22 protein-coding genes and 1 other annotated feature are annotated in these 24308 nt (G+C 34.8%); of the genes, 21 read left to right on the top strand and 1 reads right to left on the bottom strand.

The window, feature by feature from the left end; translation table 11 throughout:
• Nucleotides 1-36 precede the first annotated feature (36 nt).
• Nucleotides 37-453 (top strand): acyl-CoA thioesterase, encoded by a 417-nt coding sequence (locus BN1372_RS10215; protein ID WP_062199154.1) that lies wholly within the window; start codon nt 37-39, stop codon nt 451-453.
• 2 nt (nt 454-455) lie between these two features.
• Complete coding sequence (locus tag BN1372_RS10210) at nt 456-854, top strand: FxsA family protein (RefSeq protein ID WP_062199151.1); 399 nt, start codon at nt 456-458, stop codon at nt 852-854.
• Between the two features lie 28 nt (nt 855-882).
• Here BN1372_RS10210 and ytvI read toward each other — a convergent pair whose 3' ends face one another.
• Nucleotides 883-2007 carry a sporulation integral membrane protein YtvI gene (gene ytvI / locus BN1372_RS10205; RefSeq protein WP_062199150.1) on the bottom strand — a complete coding sequence of 375 codons (1125 nt, stop codon included), beginning with the start codon at nt 2005-2007 and terminating at the stop codon, nt 883-885.
• 219 nt (nt 2008-2226) lie between these two features.
• Here ytvI and BN1372_RS10200 point away from each other — a divergent pair, with 219 nt between their 5' ends.
• The 19 genes from BN1372_RS10200 to thrS all read left to right on the top strand — a co-directional run bounded on the left by BN1372_RS10200 (nt 2227) and on the right by thrS (nt 24261).
• Entirely contained in the window at nt 2227-2694 is a 468-nt protein-coding gene (locus BN1372_RS10200) for a DUF441 domain-containing protein (protein WP_062199148.1), read from the top strand.
• A 223-nt stretch (nt 2695-2917) separates the two neighbouring features.
• Nucleotides 2918-4033 (top strand): citrate synthase, encoded by a 1116-nt coding sequence (gene citZ / locus BN1372_RS10195; RefSeq protein ID WP_062199146.1) that lies wholly within the window; start codon nt 2918-2920, stop codon nt 4031-4033.
• Nucleotides 4034-4155: 122 nt separating this feature from the next.
• Complete coding sequence (gene icd, locus BN1372_RS10190; RefSeq protein ID WP_062199144.1) at nt 4156-5427, top strand: NADP-dependent isocitrate dehydrogenase; 1272 nt, start codon at nt 4156-4158, stop codon at nt 5425-5427.
• 34 nt (nt 5428-5461) lie between these two features.
• Nucleotides 5462-6400 carry a malate dehydrogenase gene (gene mdh / locus BN1372_RS10185; protein ID WP_062199142.1) on the top strand — a complete coding sequence of 313 codons (939 nt, stop codon included), beginning with the start codon at nt 5462-5464 and terminating at the stop codon, nt 6398-6400.
• A 100-nt stretch (nt 6401-6500) separates the two neighbouring features.
• Entirely contained in the window at nt 6501-6965 is a 465-nt protein-coding gene (locus BN1372_RS10180) for a hypothetical protein (protein WP_062199140.1), read from the top strand.
• Between the two features lie 148 nt (nt 6966-7113).
• Nucleotides 7114-7830 carry a response regulator transcription factor gene (locus BN1372_RS10175; protein WP_062199138.1) on the top strand — a complete coding sequence of 239 codons (717 nt, stop codon included), beginning with the start codon at nt 7114-7116 and terminating at the stop codon, nt 7828-7830.
• 2 nt (nt 7831-7832) lie between these two features.
• Nucleotides 7833-9596 carry a two-component system histidine kinase PnpS gene (gene pnpS, locus BN1372_RS10170; RefSeq protein WP_062199136.1) on the top strand — a complete coding sequence of 588 codons (1764 nt, stop codon included), beginning with the start codon at nt 7833-7835 and terminating at the stop codon, nt 9594-9596.
• A 191-nt stretch (nt 9597-9787) separates the two neighbouring features.
• On the top strand, nt 9788-12424 hold the full coding sequence (gene polA / locus BN1372_RS10165; protein WP_062199134.1) for a DNA polymerase I: 2637 nt from the start codon (nt 9788-9790) through the stop codon (nt 12422-12424).
• A 75-nt stretch (nt 12425-12499) separates the two neighbouring features.
• On the top strand, nt 12500-13330 hold the full coding sequence (gene mutM, locus BN1372_RS10160) for a DNA-formamidopyrimidine glycosylase (protein ID WP_062199132.1): 831 nt from the start codon (nt 12500-12502) through the stop codon (nt 13328-13330).
• A 62-nt stretch (nt 13331-13392) separates the two neighbouring features.
• Nucleotides 13393-13983 carry a sporulation membrane protein YtaF gene (gene ytaF / locus BN1372_RS10155; RefSeq protein ID WP_062199130.1) on the top strand — a complete coding sequence of 197 codons (591 nt, stop codon included), beginning with the start codon at nt 13393-13395 and terminating at the stop codon, nt 13981-13983.
• Between the two features lie 18 nt (nt 13984-14001).
• Nucleotides 14002-14610: a dephospho-CoA kinase gene (coaE, locus tag BN1372_RS10150; RefSeq protein ID WP_074018178.1), complete on the top strand. Its 609-nt coding sequence runs from the start codon at nt 14002-14004 to the stop codon at nt 14608-14610.
• Nucleotides 14611-14723: 113 nt separating this feature from the next.
• Nucleotides 14724-15749, top strand: coding sequence for a glyceraldehyde-3-phosphate dehydrogenase (locus BN1372_RS10145; protein WP_062199123.1), 1026 nt, complete (start codon nt 14724-14726; stop codon nt 15747-15749).
• A 683-nt stretch (nt 15750-16432) separates the two neighbouring features.
• Nucleotides 16433-16816 (top strand): adenosylmethionine decarboxylase, encoded by a 384-nt coding sequence (speD, locus tag BN1372_RS10140; RefSeq protein WP_062199121.1) that lies wholly within the window; start codon nt 16433-16435, stop codon nt 16814-16816.
• Nucleotides 16817-16940: 124 nt separating this feature from the next.
• A complete protein-coding gene (gene nrdR, locus BN1372_RS10135) occupies nt 16941-17402 on the top strand; it encodes a transcriptional regulator NrdR (protein WP_062199120.1) in 462 nt (153 codons plus the stop codon).
• 57 nt (nt 17403-17459) lie between these two features.
• A complete protein-coding gene (locus BN1372_RS10130) occupies nt 17460-18821 on the top strand; it encodes a replication initiation and membrane attachment family protein (RefSeq protein WP_062199118.1) in 1362 nt (453 codons plus the stop codon).
• Between the two features lie 39 nt (nt 18822-18860).
• Entirely contained in the window at nt 18861-19799 is a 939-nt protein-coding gene (gene dnaI / locus BN1372_RS10125; RefSeq protein ID WP_062199116.1) for a primosomal protein DnaI, read from the top strand.
• Nucleotides 19800-19938: 139 nt separating this feature from the next.
• Nucleotides 19939-21048 (top strand): cyclic dehypoxanthinyl futalosine synthase, encoded by a 1110-nt coding sequence (gene mqnC / locus BN1372_RS10120; RefSeq protein ID WP_062199114.1) that lies wholly within the window; start codon nt 19939-19941, stop codon nt 21046-21048.
• Between the two features lie 104 nt (nt 21049-21152).
• Nucleotides 21153-22040 carry a sporulation protein YtxC gene (gene ytxC, locus BN1372_RS10115; RefSeq protein WP_062199112.1) on the top strand — a complete coding sequence of 296 codons (888 nt, stop codon included), beginning with the start codon at nt 21153-21155 and terminating at the stop codon, nt 22038-22040.
• Nucleotides 22041-22051: 11 nt separating this feature from the next.
• Nucleotides 22052-22288, top strand: a binding site (T-box leader).
• Nucleotides 22289-22329: 41 nt separating this feature from the next.
• Entirely contained in the window at nt 22330-24261 is a 1932-nt protein-coding gene (thrS, locus tag BN1372_RS10110) for a threonine--tRNA ligase (protein WP_062199110.1), read from the top strand.
• Nucleotides 24262-24308 lie beyond the last annotated feature (47 nt).

Raw genomic sequence — 24308 nt, 5'->3', positions numbered from 1 at the left:
AAATGTGGAACATTTCTTTTTGAATGGAGGAAAGAGATGACAGAAACAGAGTTTCGAGTTCGTTATAGTGAAACAGATCAAATGGGCGTTGTTCACCATAGAAATTATTTTTCTTGGTTTGAAGTAGGGAGAACAGAATGGATTCGTGAGAAGTTAGGAATGTCGTATGCAGATTTAGAAAAAGCTGGGTTGTTATTACCGCTTTATGAATCATCCATTCGATATAAGTCACCAGCAAAATATGATGATATTGTTGTCGTCAAAACAACAATGAAAGAATGTACGAACGTTCGAATTCATTTTTATTATGAAGTATATAAAAAAGGAACGGATGAACGATTAGTAATAGGAGAAACGAAACACGCTTGGACAAATAAAGATTTAAAGCCAGTTTCCTTGAAGAAACATCATCCCTCGTTGCATAATGAAATAAAGAAACTCATGGAGGAGTAGCAATGTTTAAATTCATCATGTTAGCCATTTTTGTCGTGCCAACAACGGAAGTGTTTTTGTTTATGTTAGCAGGGAAAACAATCGGTGTGATGTGGACGTTAGCTATTATATTAGCAACAGGAATTATAGGTGGCTATTTAGCAAAATCTCAAGGATTGAAAGCTTGGCGTGATTTGCAACAGAATGTACAAAATGGGCAAATGCCAGGAGATTCTTTAATAGATGGTGCGCTCATTTTAGCCGGTGGTATTTTACTAATTACTCCTGGATTTTTCACCGATGCTATCGGATTACTATTATTACTCCCTGTTACACGAGTGAAAGTGCGTCAATGGATGCTTTCCTATTTTAAACAAAAAATGATTCGCCAAACAGTTGTATATACGTATCGAAGACCATAAAAAAATCCTCTTATAGAAGAGGATTTTTTTATGCAGTAGGTTTTTCTTTTCCAACGATGTAACTCCAAAGATCACGAAAAACATTCGCGGAATGGAGCGTACGAATAATGACTAATGTAATAGGACCGGCAATAAGCCCTAAGAAACCTAATAATTTAAAACCAATAAATAAAGAAACTAACGTTGCTAGTGGATCTATTCCGATTTTAGACGATAATATTTTTGGCTCGGCAAGTTGGCGTTGAATAACTGTTACCATATAAAGAATCGATAATCCGAATCCTAATCCAATATTTCCAGAGAAAAAGGAATACAGTGCCCATGGAATTAAAACAGTCCCTACTCCTAAATAAGGTAATAAATCTAAAATACCGAGTATAAGAGCAATCGTAAATGCATAATCTACACGTAAAATAAATAATCCAATTAGCACGATTCCAAACGTTAGGGAGATTAAGGTCAGCTGTGCTTTCATAAAACCAAACAGTGCTTTTTTTAGTTCGTCAATAACATGTCCTGTACTTTTAGAAACGCGGTGCGGCATTAATTGCTTAACACGAATTTTTAATTTGTACCAATCTTTGCTAATAAAAAAAGTAGCGAGTAAGGTGAAAATAAAAACAGTTGCTAAGTTTGGCATTTTAGCTAAGAGCGTCGGGATTCCATTTAATATCTCCTGTAAAAATCTTGCCACACTAGTCCCTACTTTTGATCCGACATTTTGGATGTTGTCAATTACTGTTTCCTTTTGATTTAAACTTAATGTATTAAACATCTCATTTAATCGATTGTAAAAAGGAATAATTTGTGCTGTAAATAATTCTTCAATGTATTTTACTAATCGTTTGAACTGTTCTGGTACGACTGCTGCTAAGTAAGTTGTTCCAGCAATTATTTCTGCAATTAATAAAGAAACAAGCCCGACAATGACCCCAACAATTAAAACCATTGTCGTAAAAACAGAAAGTCCGCGTGGTAACTTTACTTTCTTTTCTAGAAAATTTACAATTGGATTCATCATAAATGCGAATAAAATAGCAAATACGAATGGATAGGTTACTTTCCATAAATAATATGTAGCAACAGAAATTAAAGTCAAAATGAATAATACGTTAAGAGCACGTAACCATTGATAAATGTAATTTTTATTCAAGGGGTTGAGCCACCTCCTTCTGTATGATTATGTAAATAGTTTACTTGTTTTCATGAAAATTTTCAATTTTACATCCAAAAGAAAAAAATATCCTCCTCTACAAATTAAAGCATGGAAAAAATAAAAACTGAATCATAATTCATTATTTTTGGTCCTTTTATATTTATGTGATAAAATAAAATTGTTTCCGAGCTATGTAAGGAAGGATGGAGTAACAACATGTTTTCACAAGCAACACTTTTTTTACTATTACTACTCATCATAGCAATAATTTCGAAAAACCAATCATTGCTTGTGGCTGTTTGTTTTTTATTTCTTATTAAAATTTTTCAATTAGATGAAAAATTGTTTCCAGTTATCCAGAAAAAAGGAATCAATTGGGGTGTCACCATTATTACAATTGCCGTTTTAATCCCAATTGCGACAGGAGAAATAGGATTCAAACAATTAGCGGATGCAATGAAAACGTTAACAGGATGGGTGGCTCTTGGTGCTGGTATCGCTGTAGCACTTCTCGGTGCGCGTGGGATTGATTTGTTAGCTGTTGATCCACATTTAACTACCGCATTAGTGTTTGGTACTATATTAGCGGTTGTGTTTTTTAAAGGAGTAGCAGTTGGTCCTGTAATAGCAGCTGGAATCGCTTACATGTTTTTAAAAATGATACAGTATCTTTTTCCGCTATGAACAGCAATAAAGCAGAAGAAACACAGTTAATTTCTATTTTTAAAAAATAAAAGATACATGAAATATTACGTTTTCATTCACAAAACGTTTGAAATTGTATATAATATAAACTGTACCACTTCTTCCTACATAGTTTACTGGCGAACTTTTAATCGCCTTAACTACAGAAAAGCTGATATTAAACACAGGGGAATTCAAAATTTTAAAAAAAGGAGAGATAATAATGACGACAACACGCGGTCTTGAAGGGGTAGTAGCAACTCAATCTTCCATTAGTTCAATTATTGATGATATGTTAACTTACAGAGGTTATAGCATTGATGATTTAACAGAACATGCTAGCTTTGAAGAGGTTGTTTACTTATTATGGTTTGGCAAATTACCGAACCAAGCAGAACTGGATGGTTTTAAAAAGGAACTGGCAGAAAATGCAGCACTTCCACAAGAAGTTATTGATTTTATGAAAACGTTCCCTATCGACAAAGTTCATCCAATGGCAGCATTACGTACAGCTGTATCCATGTTGGGGTTACATGATGAAGAAGCTGATGATATGAGCGAAGAAGCAAACCGTTGCAAAGCAATTCGTTTACAAGCAAAAGTAAGTACAATTGTGACAGCGTTTTCTCGCATTCGTAGTGGACAAGAACCTATCGCTCCACGTGCAGATTTATCATTTGCTGAAAACTTCTTATATATGTTATCAGGAAAAGAACCTGAAGCAATCGCAGTTGAAGCATTTAACAAAGCATTAGTATTACATGCAGACCATGAATTAAATGCATCTACTTTTACAGCACGTGTATGTGTAGCAACACTTTCTGATATTTACAGTGGTGTTACTTCAGCTATCGGTGCTTTAAAAGGGCCTTTACATGGTGGTGCAAATGAACAAGTAATGAAAATGTTAACAGAAATCGGATCTCTTGATAATGTTGACACGTATATTCACAACAAATTAGCAAACAAAGAAAAAATCATGGGATTCGGTCATCGTGTATATCGTACAGGTGACCCACGTGCAAAACATTTAAAAGCAATGTCAGAAAAATTAACACATTTAACAGGTGAACCAGAACTTTACCAAATGTCTGTTAAAATTAATGACATCGTGACTGGAGAAAAAGGATTACCACCAAACGTAGACTTCTTCTCTGCAAGTGTATACCACAGCTTAGGTATTGATCATGATTTATTTACACCAATCTTTGCTGTGAGCCGTATGTCTGGTTGGATTGCACATATTTTAGAACAATATGCAAATAACCGTTTAATCCGTCCACGTGCTGAATACGTTGGTGAATCTCATCAAAAGTGGGTTCCAGTTGAAAATCGTTAATTATGTTTGAAATATTGCAATTTAGAGAAATAAATAGTATGAATATATAGGGAGGCTAGACCTCCCTGTATCATGATAAAAATATATATAATAGCTCAAATCCATGTTAGGAGGTATGTAGTGTGGCACAAGGAGAACGCATTACTGTAAAAAACAGTGTATTAAATGTACCAGATTTCCCAATTATCCCATTTATCGAAGGTGACGGAACAGGTCCAGATATTTGGGCTGCAGCATCTCGTGTTTTAGAAGCAGGTGTTGAAAAAGCATACAACGGTAAAAAAGGTATCGTATGGAAAGAAGTATTAGCTGGCGAAAAAGCATTCAACCAAACTGGTGAATGGCTGCCTGCTGAAACATTAGAAGTTATTCGCGACTACATAATCGCAATTAAAGGTCCTTTAACAACTCCAATCGGTGGAGGAATTCGTTCGTTGAACGTTGCACTTCGTCAAGAGTTAGACTTATTTACTTGCTTACGTCCAGTACGTTATTTCGACGGAGTACCTTCTCCAGTTAAACGTCCTGAAGATACAGATATGGTTATTTTCCGTGAAAACACTGAAGATATTTATGCGGGTATCGAATGGGAAAAAGGCTCTGATGCAGTGAAAAAAATCATCGACTTCTTACAAAATGAAATGGGTGTAAGTAAAATCCGTTTCCCTGAAACTTCAGGTATCGGTATTAAACCAGTTTCAGAAGAAGGTACAAAACGTTTAGTTCGTGCAGCAATTAACTACGCAATTTCTGAAGGACGCAAAAGCCTTACATTAGTTCATAAAGGTAACATTATGAAATTTACTGAAGGTGCGTTCAAAAAATGGGGTTACGAAGTAGCTGAACAAGAATTTGGCGATAAAGTATTCACTTGGGATCAATACGATCGTATCAAAGCTGAACAAGGTCAAGAAGCTGCAGATAAAGCACAGGAAGAAGCATTAGCAGCTGGTAAAATTTTAGTAAAAGATTCAATTGCTGATATCTTCTTACAACAAATTTTAACTCGTCCAAAAGAGTTCGATGTTGTTGCAACAATGAACTTAAACGGTGACTACATTTCTGATGCATTAGCAGCACAAGTTGGTGGTATCGGTATCGCTCCAGGTGCGAACATTAACTATGTAACTGGACATGCTATTTTCGAAGCAACACACGGTACAGCTCCTAAATATGCTGGTTTAGATAAAGTTAACCCATCTTCTCTTATTCTTTCTGGTGTATTAATGCTTGAACACCTAGGATGGAAAGAAGCTGCAGATTTAATTGTTAAATCAATGGAAAAAACAATTGCTTCTAAAGTTGTAACATATGACTTCGCTCGTTTAATGGACGGTGCAACAGAAGTGAAATGTTCTCAATTTGCTGATGAATTAATCAAAAACTTGGACTAATCATAGCCCATACAACTATAGGAGGGAATGAACCATGGCATTAAACCGAAAAAAAATCTCAGTAATAGGTGCTGGTTTTACTGGTGCAACGACTGCATTTTTAGCAGCTCAAAAAGAGCTTGGTGATATTGTATTAGTGGACATCCCTCAAGCAGAAAACCCAACGAAGGGGAAAGCGCTAGATATGTTAGAAGCTAGCCCCGTTCAAGGGTTTGATGCAAATATAATCGGTACATCAAACTACGAAGATACGAAAGATTCTGATGTAGTTGTAGTAACAGCTGGTATCGCTCGTAAACCAGGTATGAGCCGAGATGATTTAGTGAATACAAACGCTAAAATTATGAAATCTGTTGCAGCTGAAATTGCCAAGTATTCTCCCAATGCGATTATCGTTGTATTAACAAATCCAGTAGATGCAATGACGTATACAATTTGGAAAGAATCAGGATTTCCGAAAGAACGCGTAATCGGACAATCAGGTGTACTTGATACTGCTCGTTTTCGTACGTTTGTTGCGCAAGAATTAAACCTTTCTGTTAAAGATATTACAGGTTTTGTTCTTGGAGGACACGGTGACACAATGGTCCCATTAGTGCGTTATTCATACGCTGGTGGTATTCCATTAGAAAAGTTAATTCCAGCAGATCGTTTAGAAAAAATCGTTCAACGAACTCGTGTTGGTGGTGGAGAAATCGTTAACCTGTTAGGAAACGGTTCTGCATATTATGCACCAGCAGCAGCTATCGTAGAAATGGTAGAAGCAATGGTAAAAGACCAACGTCGTGTTTTACCTGCTATCGCATATCTTGAAGGTGAATATGGTTATGAAGGTATTTACCTAGGTGTACCTACTATTCTAGGTGCTAATGGAATTGAACAAATCATCGAACTCGATTTAACGGCAAATGAAAAAGCTGCGTTAGATCAATCGGCTGAAGCTGTACGGAGCGTAATGGCTATTTTAGGCTAATTATATGAAAAAAGGACTCAGATAACTAATTCTGAGTCCTTTTTTATTTGTCACCAATATAGTATGATGAAAGTGTACATAGAGGGCTTAGGAGGTTAATATGAAAAGGTGGAGTTATGCACTCATACTTATTCTTTTACTATCAATGATGACAGGATGTTCAGAGGAAGTTTATACAGAAAAAACAAATGAAAGTTTCGAAAAATTTGTAAAATACGTGTATGACGAAGCAACATCTACACAAAAAAATGTAAAAGAAACAATTAACATGACAGACACTGGAGAATATAGTTCAGTAAAAGCATCTAACCAAATCGGAATTGCGGTTACAATTAACGACCGAATCGCGGAAGATATGATGAGAAACAATTATGTTACGAAAGACAATGAAAAAGAATACACAAAATTAAAAACTGCTATTGAAGAAAGAAAAAAAGCGCTAGCACTCATTCAAGGTTATTATGATGAAAACATGGAACAGAAGGAATGGTTAGAAGAAGGAGTCGAAATTTTAGATGGTGCGTACAATAAAATAGCAGAAGTACATGAATCCATACAAAAATAAACATAAGCATAAAGAGAATCATCTATTTTTGGAGCAAAAGATGAAGGGGTTTTAACAAAGGGGAACTTTTCCTCTAAAAATGGAAAAATTGTATCATGTCAACAAAAAATAAAAAGGCATGAGAAAACGTTTTTGTGGAGGGATATACATGTCAAAAAAAGTAATAGTTGTAGATGATGAGTTATCAATTGTAACATTGCTCCAATATAATCTAGAACAAGCTGGATTTAACGTTTTAACTGCAATGGATGGAAAAAAAGCATTGGAATTAGCAGAAACAGAACAAGCAGATGTCATGATTTTAGACTTAATGCTCCCTGAGTTAGATGGGATGGAAGTATGTAAACAAATGCGTTTAAAACATATTGAAACACCGATTTTAATGCTAACTGCAAAAGATGATGAATTTGATAAAGTGCTAGGTTTAGAATTAGGGGCAGATGATTATATGACAAAACCATTTAGCCCACGTGAACTAGTTGCACGAGTAAAAGCGATTATTCGCAGAACAACAGGAACTCGTACACAAGATGTAGAGAAAAATAAAGTGATGGCACAAGAAAAAATAAAAATCAAAGATTTAATTATTTATCCCGATCAATATGAAGCGTCCTACCAAGAACAAAAATTAGATTTAACACCGAAAGAATTTGAATTGCTATTATATTTAGCTCATCATAAAAATCGCGTGTTAACGAGAGATCAATTATTAAGTGCTGTTTGGAATTATGATTTTACAGGAGATACAAGAATTGTCGATGTACATATTAGCCATTTACGTGAGAAAATTGAAGAGAATACGAAAAAACCAATGTATATTAAAACAATCCGCGGCTTGGGATATAAACTAGAGGAACCAAAATAACAATGGTAAAGTTACGATCCCGCTTTATTATGGCCTCTATTTCTCTCATCTTACTTGTTTTATTTGGTCTTGGATTTATATTAGGCCAAATATTAAAAATAACATACGAAGCAAAATTAAATGATGAGCTACATATGAAAACATTATTAGTTCGTGAAGTGATGGAGCAACAAGGAATAACGGATACGAATGTAACACAAGAAGTACGAAAGCTAAGTCAAGAATTAAACGCTTGGATTACGGTTTTCTCAACGGATCAACAAGTGATGGCCAATTATAATGGCAATCCGGATAACATTATCGTGAAAAATGTTGATTTTTCTTATAAAACAAACACTACGTATTTCCAACGAGAAGAAAATCAAAATGTCCTGTATTACGCATTGCCAATTACCGAGAAAAATGAAACAATTGGTTTTATCCGATTATGTATTTCAGATACAGAATTAAACGATGTTAATAAAAAAATATGGAATTTAATAGTAATTACGTTATCCATTGCTGGTATTATGCTTATTTTATTATTAGCGAAAATTACTGGACAATTTATTCAACCAATTGAAGATGTTACGCGTGTTTCTAGGGAATTAGCAAAAGGGAATTTCCAAGCAAGAACGTATGAACAAAATGTAGATGAAACAGGAGAACTTAGCCAATCAATTAATGTATTAGCACGAAATTTGCAGCAAATGACGAAATCATATGAAATGCAACAAGAACGGTTGGAAACATTAATTGAAAATATGGGAAGCGGATTACTATTAATTGATGACCGTGGATATATTACGTTAGTGAATCGTTCGTGTAAAGAAATGTTTCATTTTGAAGTTTCGGATTGGTTAAATAAACTGTACTACGAAGTAATTCCATATGATGAAGTTGTTAATATGATTGAAGAGATTTTTATGACAGAACAAAATGTACGTCAACAAATGCTTTTACCGATTGGCATTGAGAGACGCCATTTCGATGTATATAGCGCTCCTATTCTAGGAGCTGGTGATGTATTAAAAGGAATTGTTTTAGTTTTTCATGACATTACAGAACTAAAAAAATTAGAACAAATGCGTAAAGACTTTGTTGCCAATGTTAGTCATGAATTAAAAACACCAATCACGTCTATTAAAGGATTTTCCGAAACGTTGTTAGATGGTGCGATGGAACAAAAAGAATTACGTGAGCAATTTCTGACGATTATATTAGAAGAAAGCGAGCGACTTCAAAATTTAATTCAAGAATTACTGGACCTTTCTAAAATTGAACAAGAATACTTTCAATTAAATTGGGAAACCATTGATTTAACAAACACATTTGAAGATGTGTTATTTATCCTTCATCATAAAGTGACAGAAAAAGAAATTACGCTAACGAAAAATATTGTTGGTGATACAATTGTGTTAGCAGACCCAGAACGTGTCAAACAAATCATGTTAAATATTATCGCAAATGCCATTAATTATACTCCTGCACAAAGGAGAGTTGAAGTATCTTTAATAGAAAAAAAGGAACAAGTGGACTTTGTAGTAAAAGATACAGGTATTGGGATGGAGGAGTCGGAAATTTCACGTATTTTCGAACGATTTTATCGTATTGATAAAGCAAGGAGTCGTAATTCTGGGGGAACAGGATTAGGTTTAGCTATTGTAAAACATTTAGTAGAAGCACATCATGGAGAAATTTCTGTACAAAGTGAAAAAGAAAAAGGTTCTACTTTTACTATTACCTTTTTTAAGAATCCAATAGAAAAAAAGGAACACTTAACATAATCTTTACAAAGCCTTTATTTATTCTTTACGTTCATCAGTTAATATAATAAAGGAAGACCCCTTCATCATACGGTGCATATGGCTCCTTACTTTTTGACGAGACCTATAATAGGTACTCGTCCTTTTTTTGTTCTTCTTTATGCTTTTTGATAAAATGAAAATATTATGAAGGATAGAGAGGGGCTCATACTTTGAGTAAATTAGTTTTAATAGATGGCAATAGTTTAGCATACCGCGCATTTTTTGCACTTCCACTTTTAAGTAATGATCGCGGACTTCATACGAATGCGATTTATGGATTTACGACTATTTTAATGAAAATGATTGAAGAAGAAAAACCGACTCATGTATTAGTGGCATTTGATGCCGGAAAAACAACTTTTCGTCATGAAACATACAAAGAATATAAAGGTGGACGAGCAAAAACACCTGGTGAGTTATCTGAGCAATTCCCTTTTATTCGTCAGTTAATTGAATCAATGAATATGAAATGGTTTGAATTAGATCGCTTTGAAGGTGATGATATAATTGGCACAATGACGAAACAAATGCAGGGTGAAGAAGAAGTAGAGGTTATCGTTTATTCAGGAGATAAAGATTTACTGCAACTCGTAGATGAGCATGTATCCGTTTGTGTTACTAGAAAGGGAATTAGTGAATTAGATATTTATACAGTAGAAGCGATAAAAGATAAGTACGGGTTATCTCCGGAAAAAATTATTGATATGAAAGGATTAATGGGCGATAAATCAGATAATATCCCTGGTGTTCCTGGTATTGGTGAAAAAACAGCATTAAAACTTTTACATGAATTTGGTTCGATTGAAGCTGTTTTAGAAAATATTGAGCAGATCTCTGGAAAAAAATTAAAGGAAAACTTACAAAATTATAAAGAAGATGCGATATTAAGCAAAAAACTCGCAACGATTTTTCGTGATGTGCCGTTACCTTTATCTTTTGAAGATTTAAAATATGATGGGTACGATAAAGAAACTCTGTTATCTTTTTTTAGGGAAATGGATTTTAATTCTCTTATTGAACGGATTAGCAATGATAAACAACATACCGTTACTGAAAAAGAACAAAAAGAATGGAAGTATGAAAAAGTTACAGCAATTGAAGACAAACATTTACAAGAAGAAGCTGCCCTTGTCGTAGAAGTAGAAAAAGAAAATTATCATGATGCAGCGATTCGCGGTTTTGCTTTAAAAAACAAAGAAGGATTATTTTTTATCCCAACCGATGTAGCGTTAGCAAGTGAACCATTTCTTCAATGGCTACAAGATGAATCAAAGAAAAAATGGGTGTTTGATGCGAAAAAGGAAATCGTAGCGCTGCATTGGAAAAAAGCACCTCTTAAAGGAATTAACTTTGATGTATTGTTAGCATCTTATGTGTTAAATCCTGCTGAAACAAAAAATGATTTAGCAGACATTGCTCCTTTGTTCCAAATGACAGATGTCGAACATCATGATGTTGTGTATGGAAAGGGGGCAAAAAGACATCTTCCAGGGGAAGATGTGATTGCGCTTCATACAGTAAAAAAAGCAGCGACGATTTATGCGTTAAAAGAAAAAATGATTGCACGTTTACGCGAAAACGAGCAACTTTCCTTATTAAATGATTTAGAAATTCCATTAAGTACGATTTTAGCGAAAATGGAAGAGCAAGGTGTTTGCATCGATACGGAAATTTTAAAACAAATGGGCAAAGAATTAGATGAACGTTTAGAAGAAATTGAAAAACAAATTCACGAGCTAGCAGGTGTTTCATTTAATATTAATTCACCTAAGCAGTTAGGAGAAATTTTATTTGAAAAGTTACAATTACCAGTAATTAAAAAAACAAAAACTGGTTACTCAACGAGTGCGGATGTATTAGAAAAATTACAGCATCAACATGAAATCATCCCGCTTATTTTTGATTATCGTCAATTAGGAAAATTAAATTCTACATATGTAGAAGGATTATTAAAAGAAGTAAACACTAAAACAGGACATATTCATACCCGTTTTAATCAAGCCTTAACGCAAACAGGACGTCTTAGTTCTACAGATCCCAACTTGCAAAATATTCCGATTAGGATTGAAGAAGGACGGAAAATACGGAAAGCATTTGTTCCTTCTGAACCAGATTGGATGATGTTTGCGGCGGACTATTCGCAAATTGAACTTCGGGTTTTAGCACATATGTCGCAAGATGAGCGATTGATTGCTGCATTTAAACAAGGAATGGATATTCATACAAAAACGGCGATGGATGTTTTTCATGTTTCTGAAGGAGAAGTAACACCTTTAATGAGAAGACAAGCGAAAGCAGTGAATTTTGGCATTGTGTATGGCATTAGTGATTATGGATTGTCACAGAATCTAGGGATTCCGAGAAAAGAAGCGGCAGATTTTATTACGCGCTATTTCGAAATTTTTAAAGGTGTAAAAATATACATGGAGGAAATTGTTCAAGTAGCAAAAGAACAAGGGTATGTAACGACACTTTTACACAGAAGAAGATACATTCCAGATATTCATAGTCGGAACTTTAATATTCGAAGTTTTGCTGAACGTACGGCAATGAATACACCTATTCAAGGAAGTGCAGCGGATATTATTAAAAAAGCAATGATTGAAATGGATCAATGTTTAGAGCGAGAAGGATTGCGTGCAAGACTATTATTACAAGTGCACGATGAATTGATTTTTGAAGCTCCAGAAGATGAAATCGAGAAGTTAAAAATAGTAGTACCAGAAGTAATGGAACAAGCAGTACAGTTAGACGTACCATTAAAAGTAGATTATGACTTTGGGCCATCTTGGTATGATGCAAAATAAAAGAAAAGACATGGGGTAGGTAGGTACCACTCATGTCTTTTCTAGCTAATATGAAAAAAAGTAAGGGTGAATAGGATGCCAGAATTACCGGAAGTGGAAACAATACGTAAAACATTAGAACAACTTGTAGTAGAAAAAACAATTCAAGATACGGTTGTATTATATCCAAAAATAGTGAAGTATCCGCTAGAAGTAGAACAATTTCAAGGTGCATTAGTTGGTCAAACGATTCATCAAATCGATAGAAGGGGAAAGTTTTTAAAATTTATTTTAGATGATTATGTGCTTGTTTCTCATTTACGAATGGAAGGTAAGTATCGATTAGATAAAAAAGAAATTCCGTATGACAAACATACACACGTTCGTTTTTGTTTTCAAGATGAGACAGAATTACGCTATCATGACGTACGAAAATTTGGAACGATGCACTTATTTAAAAAAGGAGAGGAGGAAACAATTGCGCCATTAAAAGGATTAGGTCCAGAACCTTTTTCCCCATCGTTTACGGCCGAGCTTTTATATGAACGTCTCCAAAAAACGACGAGAAAAATTAAACCAACTTTATTAGATCAAGCAATTGTCGTTGGTTTAGGAAATATTTATGTGGATGAGGCGTTGTTTCGAGCGTCTATTCATCCAGAAACGATTGCACAAACATTATCAAAAGAACAAGTAATGCTATTACATGAAATGATTGTAGAAACATTACAAGAAGCTGTCGAACAGGGTGGAAGTACTATTAGGTCATATGTAAATAGCCAAGGTCAAATGGGAATGTTTCAAGTGAAACTAAACGTGTATGGACAAGAAGGAAAACCATGCACTCATTGCCAGACAACGATTGAAAAAATAAAAGTCAGTGGGCGGGGAACGCATTTTTGTCCTGTTTGTCAGCCAAACAAATAATGTACCAACAAACGCCCTTTTCCATATACATATAAAAAGTGGTATGGGAAGGGGCGTTTTTTATGTTGACAATAGCATGGATTATTATTGCCGTTAGTTTTGATAGCTTGTTTGTTGGCATGACATATGGGATGCGGAAAGTTTATGTTCCGTTTTGGTCGATGGTTGTTATTATGTGTATGTCTGCATTTGTGCTAATGGTTGCGTTTACGGTTGGCACTTGGGTGGAAATGTTGCTTCCCGCTTCCTTTTTAGAACGGTTAGGTGGGATTATTTTTATTTGCATCGCATTTTTATCTTTTTTAGCAACAAAAAATGCAAAAACAACAACTGTTGATCACAAAACATTTGTATGGGAATATTTACAGGAACCGACAAAAGTAGATTTTGATCATTCTGGACAAATTACAGGTATGGAAGCGTTCTTTTTAAGTGTTGCGCTCTCACTAGATGCGTTCGGCGCTGGAATAGCAAGTTTATTAATCGGCCAATCTGTTGTATTGATTTGGATTCTTGTTCCAATTATGACCATCTTTTTCTTGTATGTTGGTATGATTTGTGGTCGCTTTATGATAAGATTCCAATGGATTATGAAATTGTCTTTTTTGCCGAGTATTTTCTTTTTTATCTTAGGATTAATACGGTTAATTTAACTAATAGGGGTGTTCGTCGTGACGAAAGTTGTTGGAATTACAGGTGGCATTGCGAGTGGCAAAAGCACTGTTGTGACCATGTTAAAAGAAATGAAATTTCCTATTATTGATGCGGATTTGATTGCACGAGAAGTGGTAAGAGTAGGAGAAGAAGCGTACGAAAAAATTGTGGAACATTTTGGTTCAGATATTTTATTAGAAGATCACACCATCAATCGAGCGAAATTAGGAGAAATTGTGTTTAATAATGAAAAAGAGCGGTTAGCGTTAAATGCTATTGTTCATCCGGCTGTACGAAAAAGAATGAACGAAAAAAAAGAAAAATGGATAGCAGCGGGAGAAAGTGTGATTTTTCTCGATATCCCTTTATTGTTTGAAAGTAAATTAACGAATATGGTAGAAAAAGTATTACTTATTTATGTAGACGAAGAGACACAAGTGGAGCGATTGATGGAACGAAACGATTTTACGCAAGAACAAGCACGCAGTCGAATTGCATCACAAATGCAGTTAAAAGAGAAAAAAACGTTAAGTGATGCAGTCATTGATAATAACGGTTCAGTAGAAAATACAAAAACCCAGTTACTTGAAATTTTACGAAATTGGGACATAATTGATGAAAACTAAAAGAAAAGTGTTGAATTTTGAAAATAACGCTTTCTTTATATGTAATATATGTTATACTATTTTTTGATAAAAACAAATATAGCGTAACATAATGATGTGAGAGGAGTTTTATTATGAACGCAAAAGTTGCGATTAATGGTTTAGGACGTATTGGCCGTATGGTCTTTCGTAAAGCAATTTTAGATAATACACTTGATGTAGTGGCAATTAATGCGAGTTATCCAGCTGAAACATTAGCACATTTAATCAAGTATGATAGTATACATGGAACATTCGCAGCACCTGTCGAAGTGGTATCTGAAGATGAATTGAAAGTAAATGGAAAACTTGTGAAAATTACAAGAAACCGTGATCCACGCGAACTTCCTTGGGAAGAGTTAGGTGTAGACATTGTTGTAGAAGCAACAGGAAAATTCAAAACAAAAGAAACAGCAGGTTACCATATTGAAGCTGGTGCCAAAAAAGTAGTCATTACAGCTCCGGCAAAAGAAGAAGATATTACAATCGTAATGGGTGTCAATGAAAACGATTACGTTCCAGAAAAACACCACATTATTTCGAACGCTTCTTGTACAACAAACTGTTTAGCTCCTGTAGCAAAAGTAATCGATGAAAACTTTGGAATTGTAGACGGATTAATGACAACTGTTCATTCCTATACAAATGACCAACGAAATATTGACAATCCACATAAAGATTTACGTCGTGCACGTGCTTGTGGACAATCTATTATCCCTACAACAACAGGTGCTGCAAAAGCAATTTCAAAAGTACTTCCTCACTTAGAAGGACGTTTAAATGGTATGGCACTTCGTGTTCCCACACCGAACGTATCATTAGTGGATCTTGTTGTAGAATTAGCAAAAGACGTAACAGTAGAAGACGTGAACAACGTATTAAAAGAAGCTGCAAATGGTCCGTTAAAAGAAATTCTAGGATACACAGAAGAACCACTTGTATCTATTGACTTTAATGGAAATGAAAACTCATCCATTGTTGATGGATTATCTACAATGGTAATGGGTGATAATAAAGTAAAAATATTAGCTTGGTATGATAATGAATGGGGCTATTCTTGCCGTGTGGTTGATTTAACAAAACATGTTGCAAAAGGTCTTTTTGAAACAGTAACAAAATAATTACACCATCCTGTTTAGAGAATTTTTCTAAACAGGATGTTTTTTTATTAATCAGGATTTTTCGAGTGTGGTCGTTTTTTTTGTCAGTGAACAAGTGTCTTTCGCGTTTTAGTTTAATCTAATTGCGAGAGGTGAACGATTGTCACCCGCTTCCAGTGGCAACGAGGCACTTTTCTCATCCTTCCTTTATGGCTTTGTCGGTGAACGAGCCTATCTCCACTTTATATTTTTTCGTTTGGAATTTTTTTTATATCCAAAATATGAATAAAATGTATAATATTATTATACATTTTATGTAACAAAGGGGGGAGTTGTCCTATTTAATGAATGACGAAGGTGCAATAGGTGACATTGTTTTAGTTTTAGGAACATTACCCCCTATTTTTACTATATTTAATATAAAATAGTAAAAGGGGTATAGGCCGTCTTCCAATATGGAAGACGGTATTTTTTTATGTTTAAGGGCATATTATAGAATAATTGTACTGAAAATTATTCAATTATAATGTTGCTAAAAAGAAAAAAACTAAGTATACTAAATATCGTAATCTTCGGTACAAGCAAAAAAAGAATGCATCTACTTAAAGGGTTAGGACCTCTTTGGACTAACTTTCCCCCGTGGTAGAAGGACATTCTTGCATGCTTAATGAAGGCATGACTAAACATACAAGGGGGAAGTGCATATGGATACTATGGGACGCCACGTTATTGCAGAACTATGGGGTTGTGACTTTGACAAAATCAATGATATGGACTTTATTGAACGAACTTTTGTGGAAGCTGCATTAAAAGCAGGGGCTGAAATTCGGGAAGTTGCTTTTCATAAATTTGCTCCTCATGGTGTAAGCGGAGTGGTGATTATTTCTGAATCACATTTAACGATTCATAGTTTTCCAGAGCATGGATATGCAAGTATAGACGTTTACACGTGTGGTGACCGAATTGATCCTAATGTTGCTGCGGAATATATTGCTGAAGCACTAGGTTCAACAAAGCGTGAACATCTAGAGGTGCCAAGAGGCATGGGGCCAATTCGTATTCAAAAGGCACCAGTAACAGCTCTTTAAAAATGGAAATAGATAATGAAGAGATGCTTTTTTATGCATCTCTTTTTCTTTTTAGGTTGCGACTTACTTCTCTTTTTTATATGATTGAAGTAAGATGTTTGAAACAAATCGGAGTTGATTATAAATGCGTTGTCCAAATTGTAATCATAACGGTACCCGTGTGCTAGATTCTAGACCCATCCATGACGGACGTTCGATTAGAAGACGTCGTGAATGCGAATCGTGTTTGTATCGTTTTACTACATTTGAAACGATAGAAGAAATGCCACTCATTGTCATTAAAAAAGAAGGGATTCGCGAAGAATTTAGCCGTGAAAAAATTTTACGCGGGTTAGTTCGAGCTTGTGAAAAGCGACCTGTTTCTTTAGAACAGTTAGATAATATTGTAGAAGAAGTAGAGCAAAAAATTCGTGCCCAAGGATTATCAGAAGTGAACAGTCAAGATATCGGTGAGATGGTAATGGATAAATTAGCAGAGGTGGATGAAGTAGCTTATGTACGATTTGCTTCTGTATATCGCCAATTCAAAGATATTAATGTGTTTATTCAAGAATTAAAAGAACTAATTAAAAAAGGAAAAGCATAAAAGAGCTAAACATCTCTGTTTTGCTCTTTTTTCATCATGATTGGAAGGAGTTTTTATATGACTACTTCTTGGAAGCACTTATTACCGACAGATACGTTTATTGTAAAGGTGAATGGAATTTTACATGAATTTGACAAGAAAGTTTTAACGTTATTATATCAACCGATTATTGGGGCTTCTGCTTACAGTTTATATATGACGTTATGGGGAATGTTAAATGTAAAAAGTTACGTAACGAAACCGCACAGCCATCATTATTTAATGTTGATGTCATCTCAAACATTACCGGATATTTATCATGATAGGTTAAAATTAGAAGGATTAGGGTTGCTTCATGTCTATCAAAAAAAAGATGAGGAAAAGCGAGTTTTTATTTACGAGTTATGCCCACCTTTATCCCCACAGGCATTTTTTAAAGAAGAGTGGTTAGCTGCTTATTTGTTTAATCGATTAGGGAAAACGCAATTTCAAATGATAAAAAGACAATTTCAAATGCATAAAATTCCAAAAGACGGATATGAGGATATTACAAAAAGTTTTCCAGAAGTGTTTACGAATGTGATGGAGTCCGAATTGGTGTTATCGGATGATACGAAAGCGATTATGGAAGATGAACGATATGAATTGGTTGACCGCGTCGAACCTGGTGTGGAATATGAAGAAGAGTCATTTTTCCATTTAGATTTATGTTTAGAGATGATTCCCGACGTGATTGTACCAAAAGAATGGTTAACTGAAGAAATAAGAGATAGTATTTGGAAATTAGCGACAATTTATCACCTGAATGAACAACAAATGAGTGAAATGATTCAACAAGTTTGTTTACATCAAGAATCATTTCCAATCGACCTTTTACGGACGGAAATCGCCGCATGGTATCAAATTAATATTCAAGAAAAGTTACCATTTTTAACATTACGACATCAACCAGAAAACTTAAAAGAAATGAAAAAAGAGGAAGTAGTAACACAAAAACAAAAAATCGTACATCAATTTGAAACATTATCTCCTTATGATGTGTTACGTTCCTATGCAAATGGTGGGAAACCAGCACTTGTAGATTTGAAACTAATAGAAACCATTATGTTTGAACAAAAGTTAACACCAGGAGTTGTCAATGTCTTAATTGATTATGTTTTGAAAACAAATGATGGGAAATTACCGGGTCCTTTAGTAACAAAAATTGCCGCACACTGGTCACGGAAAAAAATTAAAACAGTGCAAGAAGCAATTGATTTTGCACAACAAGAACATAACAAGTCAAAGAAATGGCAAAAAAATTCCAATATGCCATCTGTGAAAAAGGGACGGAAAGTGGAAAAAATGGGCGATTGGATGTCTGAAAAAGATACAGAAGTAGACGAGGAAACTTGGAAACAGCAAAAACAACTTTTAGAAGAAAGAATTAAAAATCTTTAGTGTGAACGTTGTTTAGCAAAAGGAATAGAGGTGAAGATAATGGAACCAATCCAAAATGCGTTGAAGCATTTTATGAATAACGAAGAGTTTCGTAAACGGTATGAAGAACAAAAGCGACAAATTTTATCGTACCGGCCAATTCAAGATTTTCTAGAAAAACATCCAGAGATTAATCGCGAAAAAGTAGGGCGTAGTTTATCGAAGTTACTTGAGTATAAAATGGAAAAAGAACATTGCGAACAATGTCCAGGGTTGGATAACTGTCCTAATTTAATGCAAGGTTATACACCTAATCTCATTTCTCATCATCAAATGATGCATATATCATATGAGAAATGTTCATTAAAAGTACGATACGATGAAATTGTTCGTCGTGATCAGCTTATTCAAAGTTTATTTATACCAAAAGAAATTTGTAAAGCTTCGTTCAAAAATATGGATTTGAATGACCCGCATCGTTCGGAAGCTATTATGAAGGCATTGGATTTTGTCGATCGATATGAAAAAGGGGAGCCTATTAAAGGTCTTTATTTTTATGGGAAATTTGGGGTTGGAAAAACGTATTTACTCGGTGCGTTAGCGAATGAATTAGCAGTCAAAAAAAATATATCCTCGCTTATCGTGTATGCACCGGAGTTTTTTAGAGAAATGAAACAATCGATAAAAGATAATTCATTACAAGAAAAAATTAACGTCGTAAAAGAAGCACCGATTTTAATGTTAGATGACATCGGGGCAGAATCGATGTCCAGTTGGATTCGGGACGATGTGCTTGGAGTTATTTTGCAGTATCGTATGATGGAAAAATTACCAACCATTTATACATCGAATAAAACATTAAAGGAATTAGAAGAACATTTTAAAGTAAGTATGCAAGGAGATTTTGAAGAATTAAAAGCAAAGCGGATTATGGAACGGATTCGCCACTTAACAACACCGGTATATATCGGAGGAGATAACCGACGCATTTATAAATAGTTGTCACAGACTTTTTTTGTTTTTTATGATACGATGAAATAAATATTTTTATAGAGAAAGCGCTTTAATAAAAACGTACAAAGCGCACGTGCGATTAGAAAATATACTAGCAGGAGTTTTACTGTAATGGAGGGTTATCATGGCAATTGATGATATTCTAAAACGTGTATTAGACGGTGAACGAATAAACGAGCAAGACGTTATTCAATTATATGAAAGTGATGAAGTAGAAAAAATGGGAGAAGTGGCGAACGAAGTGATGAAACGCTTTCACCCAGAACCCATTACAACCTTTGTCATCGGTCGGAATATTAACTATACGAACGTATGTGATACGTATTGTCGTTTTTGTGCTTTTTACCGGGCACCTGGTAGCGAGGAAGGATATGTATTAGATAACGAAACCATTTTTCAAAAAATCCAAGAAACTGTTGATATTGGTGGTACTGAAATTTTAATGCAAGGTGGGACAAATCCAAACTTACCATTTAGCTACTATACGGATTTACTTCGTGAAATAAAAAAACGGTTTGACATAACGATGCATTCTTTTTCACCAGCAGAAGTGTGGAAAATGGTTGAAGTAAGCGGGCTTTCCCTTGAAGAAGTATTAAAACAATTGCATGAAGCAGGTTTAGACTCGTTGCCAGGTGGAGGAGCCGAAATTTTAGATGAACGGACTAGAAATAAAATTAGCCGTATAAAAACATCTTGGCAAGACTGGATTGCATGTATGAAAACAGCGAAAAAGGTAGGCATGCACGGAACCGCAACAATGGTTATCGGTTTTGGAGAGTCGTACGAAGAAAGAGCCTTACACTTAAAAAGAATTCGCGATGCACAAGATGAAGCAGAACCATTTTTAGCATTTATTCCGTGGACATTCCAACCGGAAAACACAAATATGAGTGATGTAGAAAAGCAAACACCACGTGATTACTTGAAAACATTAGCTATTTCTCGGATGTATTTAGATAATATTCCGAACTTCCAATCTTCTTGGGTAACAATGGGACCTGAAATCGGAAAGTTGTCTTTGTCTTATGGATGTAATGATTTTGGCAGTACGATGATTGAAGAAAATGTCGTATCAGCAGCGGGTGCTACACATAAAGTAAATACAAATTTAATTTTACAGTTAATTCGGGAAGCAGGAAAAATCCCTGCACAGCGCGATACGAAATATAACATTTTACACACTTTTGAAGAGAAAGAAATGGCCAATAAAGATTTTACGATGCAAAATTAATAGAAAGCTACCTCTAACGCGAAAGAGGTAGCTTTTTTTGTGTCATGATAGTTTGCTTTCTCCATATATATGTATTAAATGTTGTGGAGTAAGGAGGACATTTCATGGTTTCGATTGATTTAAAGGATGAAACGGAGGCCCTTTATTTCTTTTCATACATGAAGAAGATATTAGCGGAACAAAAAATGGATGGACAAGTCCATGTCACCGTTTCTGATGCATTTGTAAACATATGCAAACAAGCAGAATGTATTCCAACTATTTTTATTAAAAAATCTATTTCAAGAGCTTTAGCGCATTACGTACTTCGTTTTTATGAACAGTCATTTACGATGGAACTTTTACAAAAAAAGTTCCATTATTATGACAAAGAGGAAATCAATGAAATTATTTTTATGATGAATGAATTAGTAAATGGGGAAAGGGAAAATATTCCTAATCAACCGAAAGATATTCGCAAGAAACTATTAGAAGAAGATTTTTTTATTCTACTTCAGGAAACGTCTTTTTTTGATATTACGTCATTTTTCCGTTTTCGATTAAAAAGGTATAAAGCATTGCTCTGTTCTTTTCTCGAAATCGCAATCGATGAATATAAAATGGAGCAAGAATATCAAAATTTAATCGAAGAATGGAGAAGGTATGTTCAAACAAAAACATCATGGATACATACTATTTATCTTTCCTACCATAAAAAAGAATGTCATTTGTTTGTTCACCCGGAAGAAAAGCAAACATTAGGGGAAAACATGAGTTGGATAGATAAACGGTTATTTCAATATATAGAGTTGCAACATACACCACCAATTTTAGCTAGTTTATTATCGTTAGCTCCTAAAAAGATTATGATTTATACGAAAGAAAGAGATGCGTTATTTATCCAAACGATTCAAAATATTTTTCAAGAGTCTGTCTCTTTTTATCAGGACGATTCTTTCATAAAAGAAAATGTGATAATGCTTGATTTTTTAACGATTAATGCCTATAATTAGGAAGAACATAATAATATACAATGATGAGGACACGAATTATTTTTGAAACGTTCCCAGAGAGGAAAGTTTTAGCTGCAAGCTTTCTAACGTGTGAAAATAGTTTACCACCTCGGAGTAGCAATTGTGAATATTCAGTAATGATTGCCGGTTAGATGAACCGTTATTTCATCATACTTCTAAAGCTGTACGAAATTATTTTATTTGTGCAGGAAGAAGGGTGGAACCACGAGCATAAACTCGTCCCTTTTATTAGGGATGGGTTTTTTTATTTTTATAAAGGAGTGATCACATGGTACGCATTACCTTTCCAGATGGAAACGTGAAAGAATTTGAAAACGGCATTACAACAGAAGTGATTGCGCAATCGATTAGTCCAGGATTAAAGAAAAAAGCACTTGCCGGGAAATTAAATGGACAATTAATTGATTTAAAACGAGAAATTGAAGTGGATGGATCACTTGAAATTGTGACTCCTGATCATGAAGATGCACTTGAAATTATTCGTCATTCTACTGCCCACTTAATGGCACAAGCGATTAAACGCGTGTTTAAAGATGAAAAAATTCAATTGGGCGTAGGTCCAGTAATCGAAAATGGTTTTTATTATGATATTGACATGGAACGAGCGATTACACCGGAAGATCTTCCAAAAATCGAAAAAGAAATGAAAAGAATTGTAGAAGCTAATATCGAAGTGTCTCGTCGCGAAGTGTCTCGCAATGAAGCGTTAGAAATGTACAAAAAGTTAGACGACGAATTGAAAGTAGAGCTTATTAGTGCTATTCCAGAAGATGAAACTATTACAATTTACAATCAAGGGGAGTTTTTTGACCTTTGTCGCGGTCCACATGTTCCATCTACAGGAAAATTAAAAGTATTTAAATTAATGAGTATTGCAGGAGCGTATTGGCGCGGGGATAGCAATAATAAAATGTTACAACGTATTTACGGTACAGCATTTAGTACGAACGAAGAATTAAAAGAACATTTACGTTTACTAGAAGAAGCAAAAGAACGTGACCACCGTAAACTGGGAAAAGAATTAGGGTTGTTTACGATTTCTCAAAAAGTTGGACAAGGTTTACCGATTTGGTTACCAAAAGGAGCGACCATTCGTCGTATTGTAGAACGATATATTGTTGATCTAGAAACACGTTTAGGATATAATCACGTCTATACGCCGCATTTAGGTAGCGTCGAATTATATAAAACAAGTGGTCACTGGGATCATTACCAAGAGGATATGTATCCACCGATCGATATCGATAATGAACAATTGGTTCTTCGCCCGATGAACTGTCCACACCACATGATGGTATATAAAAATAAATTGCATAGCTATCGTGAATTACCGATTCGTATTGCGGAACTTGGTACGATGCACCGCTATGAAATGAGCGGAGCACTTGCAGGGCTTCAACGTGTTCGTGCAATGACATTAAATGATGCACATATTTTCGTTCGCCCTGATCAAATCCAAGAGGAATTTACAAAAGTTGTCACATTAATTCAACGCGTATACAAAGACTTTGATATTAACAATTATTATTTCCGTTTATCTTATCGTGATCCAGAAGATAAAACAAAATATTTTGATAACGATGAGATGTGGGAAAAAGCACAATCGATGTTAAAACAAGCAATGGATGATTTAGGTGCGGAATATGTAGAAGCAGAAGGAGAAGCTGCTTTCTATGGGCCGAAATTAGACGTTCAAGTGCGCACTGCTTTAGGAAAAGATGAAACATTATCTACTGTTCAATTAGATTTCTTATTACCAGAACGATTTGAATTATCGTACATTGGAGAAGATGGAAAAGAACATCGTCCAGTCGTAATCCACCGTGGGGTTGTTTCTACAATGGAACGTTTTGTTGCGTTCTTAATTGAAGAATATAAAGGTGCATTCCCAACTTGGTTAGCGCCAATTCAAGCACAAATTATCCCTGTTTCTTCCGTGCATCATGACTTTACAGATCAATTAAAAGAACGTCTGTTAGATGAAGGATTCCGTGTAGAAGTGGATGATCGGGATGAAAAACTAGGATATAAAATTCGCGAAGCACAAATGCAAAAAATTCCGTATATGCTTGTTGTCGGTGACAAAGAAGTAGAAAATAATGCGGTTAATGTGCGTAAATACGGAGAAAAACAATCAGAAACTATTTCGATTGATGCATTTATTGCTCGTTTACATGAACAAGTAAAAAGTCATCAATAATAGTTGACAAAGGGAAATAGATAGGGTACAATATTCAAGTATGAATC

The sequence above is a fragment of the Massilibacterium senegalense genome (assembly GCF_001375675.1).
GTDB classification, from domain to species: Bacteria; Bacillota; Bacilli; order Bacillales; family Massilibacteriaceae; genus Massilibacterium; species Massilibacterium senegalense.
Note: the sequence above shows the minus strand (reverse complement) of the source record. Positions and strands in the feature narration are given on the sequence as shown.

Excerpts from the sequence above, each read along its gene's own strand:
- BN1372_RS10175 (WP_062199138.1), top strand. The coding sequence starts at position 7,114 with ATGTCAAAAAAAGTAATAGTTGTAGATGATGAGTTATCAATTGTAACA.
- dnaI (WP_062199116.1), top strand. The coding sequence starts at position 18,861 with ATGGAACCAATCCAAAATGCGTTGAAGCATTTTATGAATAACGAAGAG.
- BN1372_RS10180 (WP_062199140.1), top strand. The coding sequence starts at position 6,501 with ATGAAAAGGTGGAGTTATGCACTCATACTTATTCTTTTACTATCAATG.
- mdh (WP_062199142.1), top strand. The coding sequence starts at position 5,462 with ATGGCATTAAACCGAAAAAAAATCTCAGTAATAGGTGCTGGTTTTACT.
- nrdR (WP_062199120.1), top strand. The coding sequence starts at position 16,941 with ATGCGTTGTCCAAATTGTAATCATAACGGTACCCGTGTGCTAGATTCT.
- BN1372_RS10210 (WP_062199151.1), top strand. The coding sequence starts at position 456 with ATGTTTAAATTCATCATGTTAGCCATTTTTGTCGTGCCAACAACGGAA.
- mqnC (WP_062199114.1), top strand. The coding sequence starts at position 19,939 with ATGGCAATTGATGATATTCTAAAACGTGTATTAGACGGTGAACGAATA.
- BN1372_RS10215 (WP_062199154.1), top strand. The coding sequence starts at position 37 with ATGACAGAAACAGAGTTTCGAGTTCGTTATAGTGAAACAGATCAAATG.
- ytxC (WP_062199112.1), top strand. The coding sequence starts at position 21,153 with ATGGTTTCGATTGATTTAAAGGATGAAACGGAGGCCCTTTATTTCTTT.
- pnpS (WP_062199136.1), top strand. The coding sequence starts at position 7,833 with ATGGTAAAGTTACGATCCCGCTTTATTATGGCCTCTATTTCTCTCATC.
- BN1372_RS10200 (WP_062199148.1), top strand. The coding sequence starts at position 2,227 with ATGTTTTCACAAGCAACACTTTTTTTACTATTACTACTCATCATAGCA.
- mutM (WP_062199132.1), top strand. The coding sequence starts at position 12,500 with ATGCCAGAATTACCGGAAGTGGAAACAATACGTAAAACATTAGAACAA.
- BN1372_RS10130 (WP_062199118.1), top strand. The coding sequence starts at position 17,460 with ATGACTACTTCTTGGAAGCACTTATTACCGACAGATACGTTTATTGTA.
- citZ (WP_062199146.1), top strand. The coding sequence starts at position 2,918 with ATGACGACAACACGCGGTCTTGAAGGGGTAGTAGCAACTCAATCTTCC.
- ytaF (WP_062199130.1), top strand. The coding sequence starts at position 13,393 with ATGTTGACAATAGCATGGATTATTATTGCCGTTAGTTTTGATAGCTTG.
- thrS (WP_062199110.1), top strand. The coding sequence starts at position 22,330 with ATGGTACGCATTACCTTTCCAGATGGAAACGTGAAAGAATTTGAAAAC.
- speD (WP_062199121.1), top strand. The coding sequence starts at position 16,433 with ATGGATACTATGGGACGCCACGTTATTGCAGAACTATGGGGTTGTGAC.
- BN1372_RS10145 (WP_062199123.1), top strand. The coding sequence starts at position 14,724 with ATGAACGCAAAAGTTGCGATTAATGGTTTAGGACGTATTGGCCGTATG.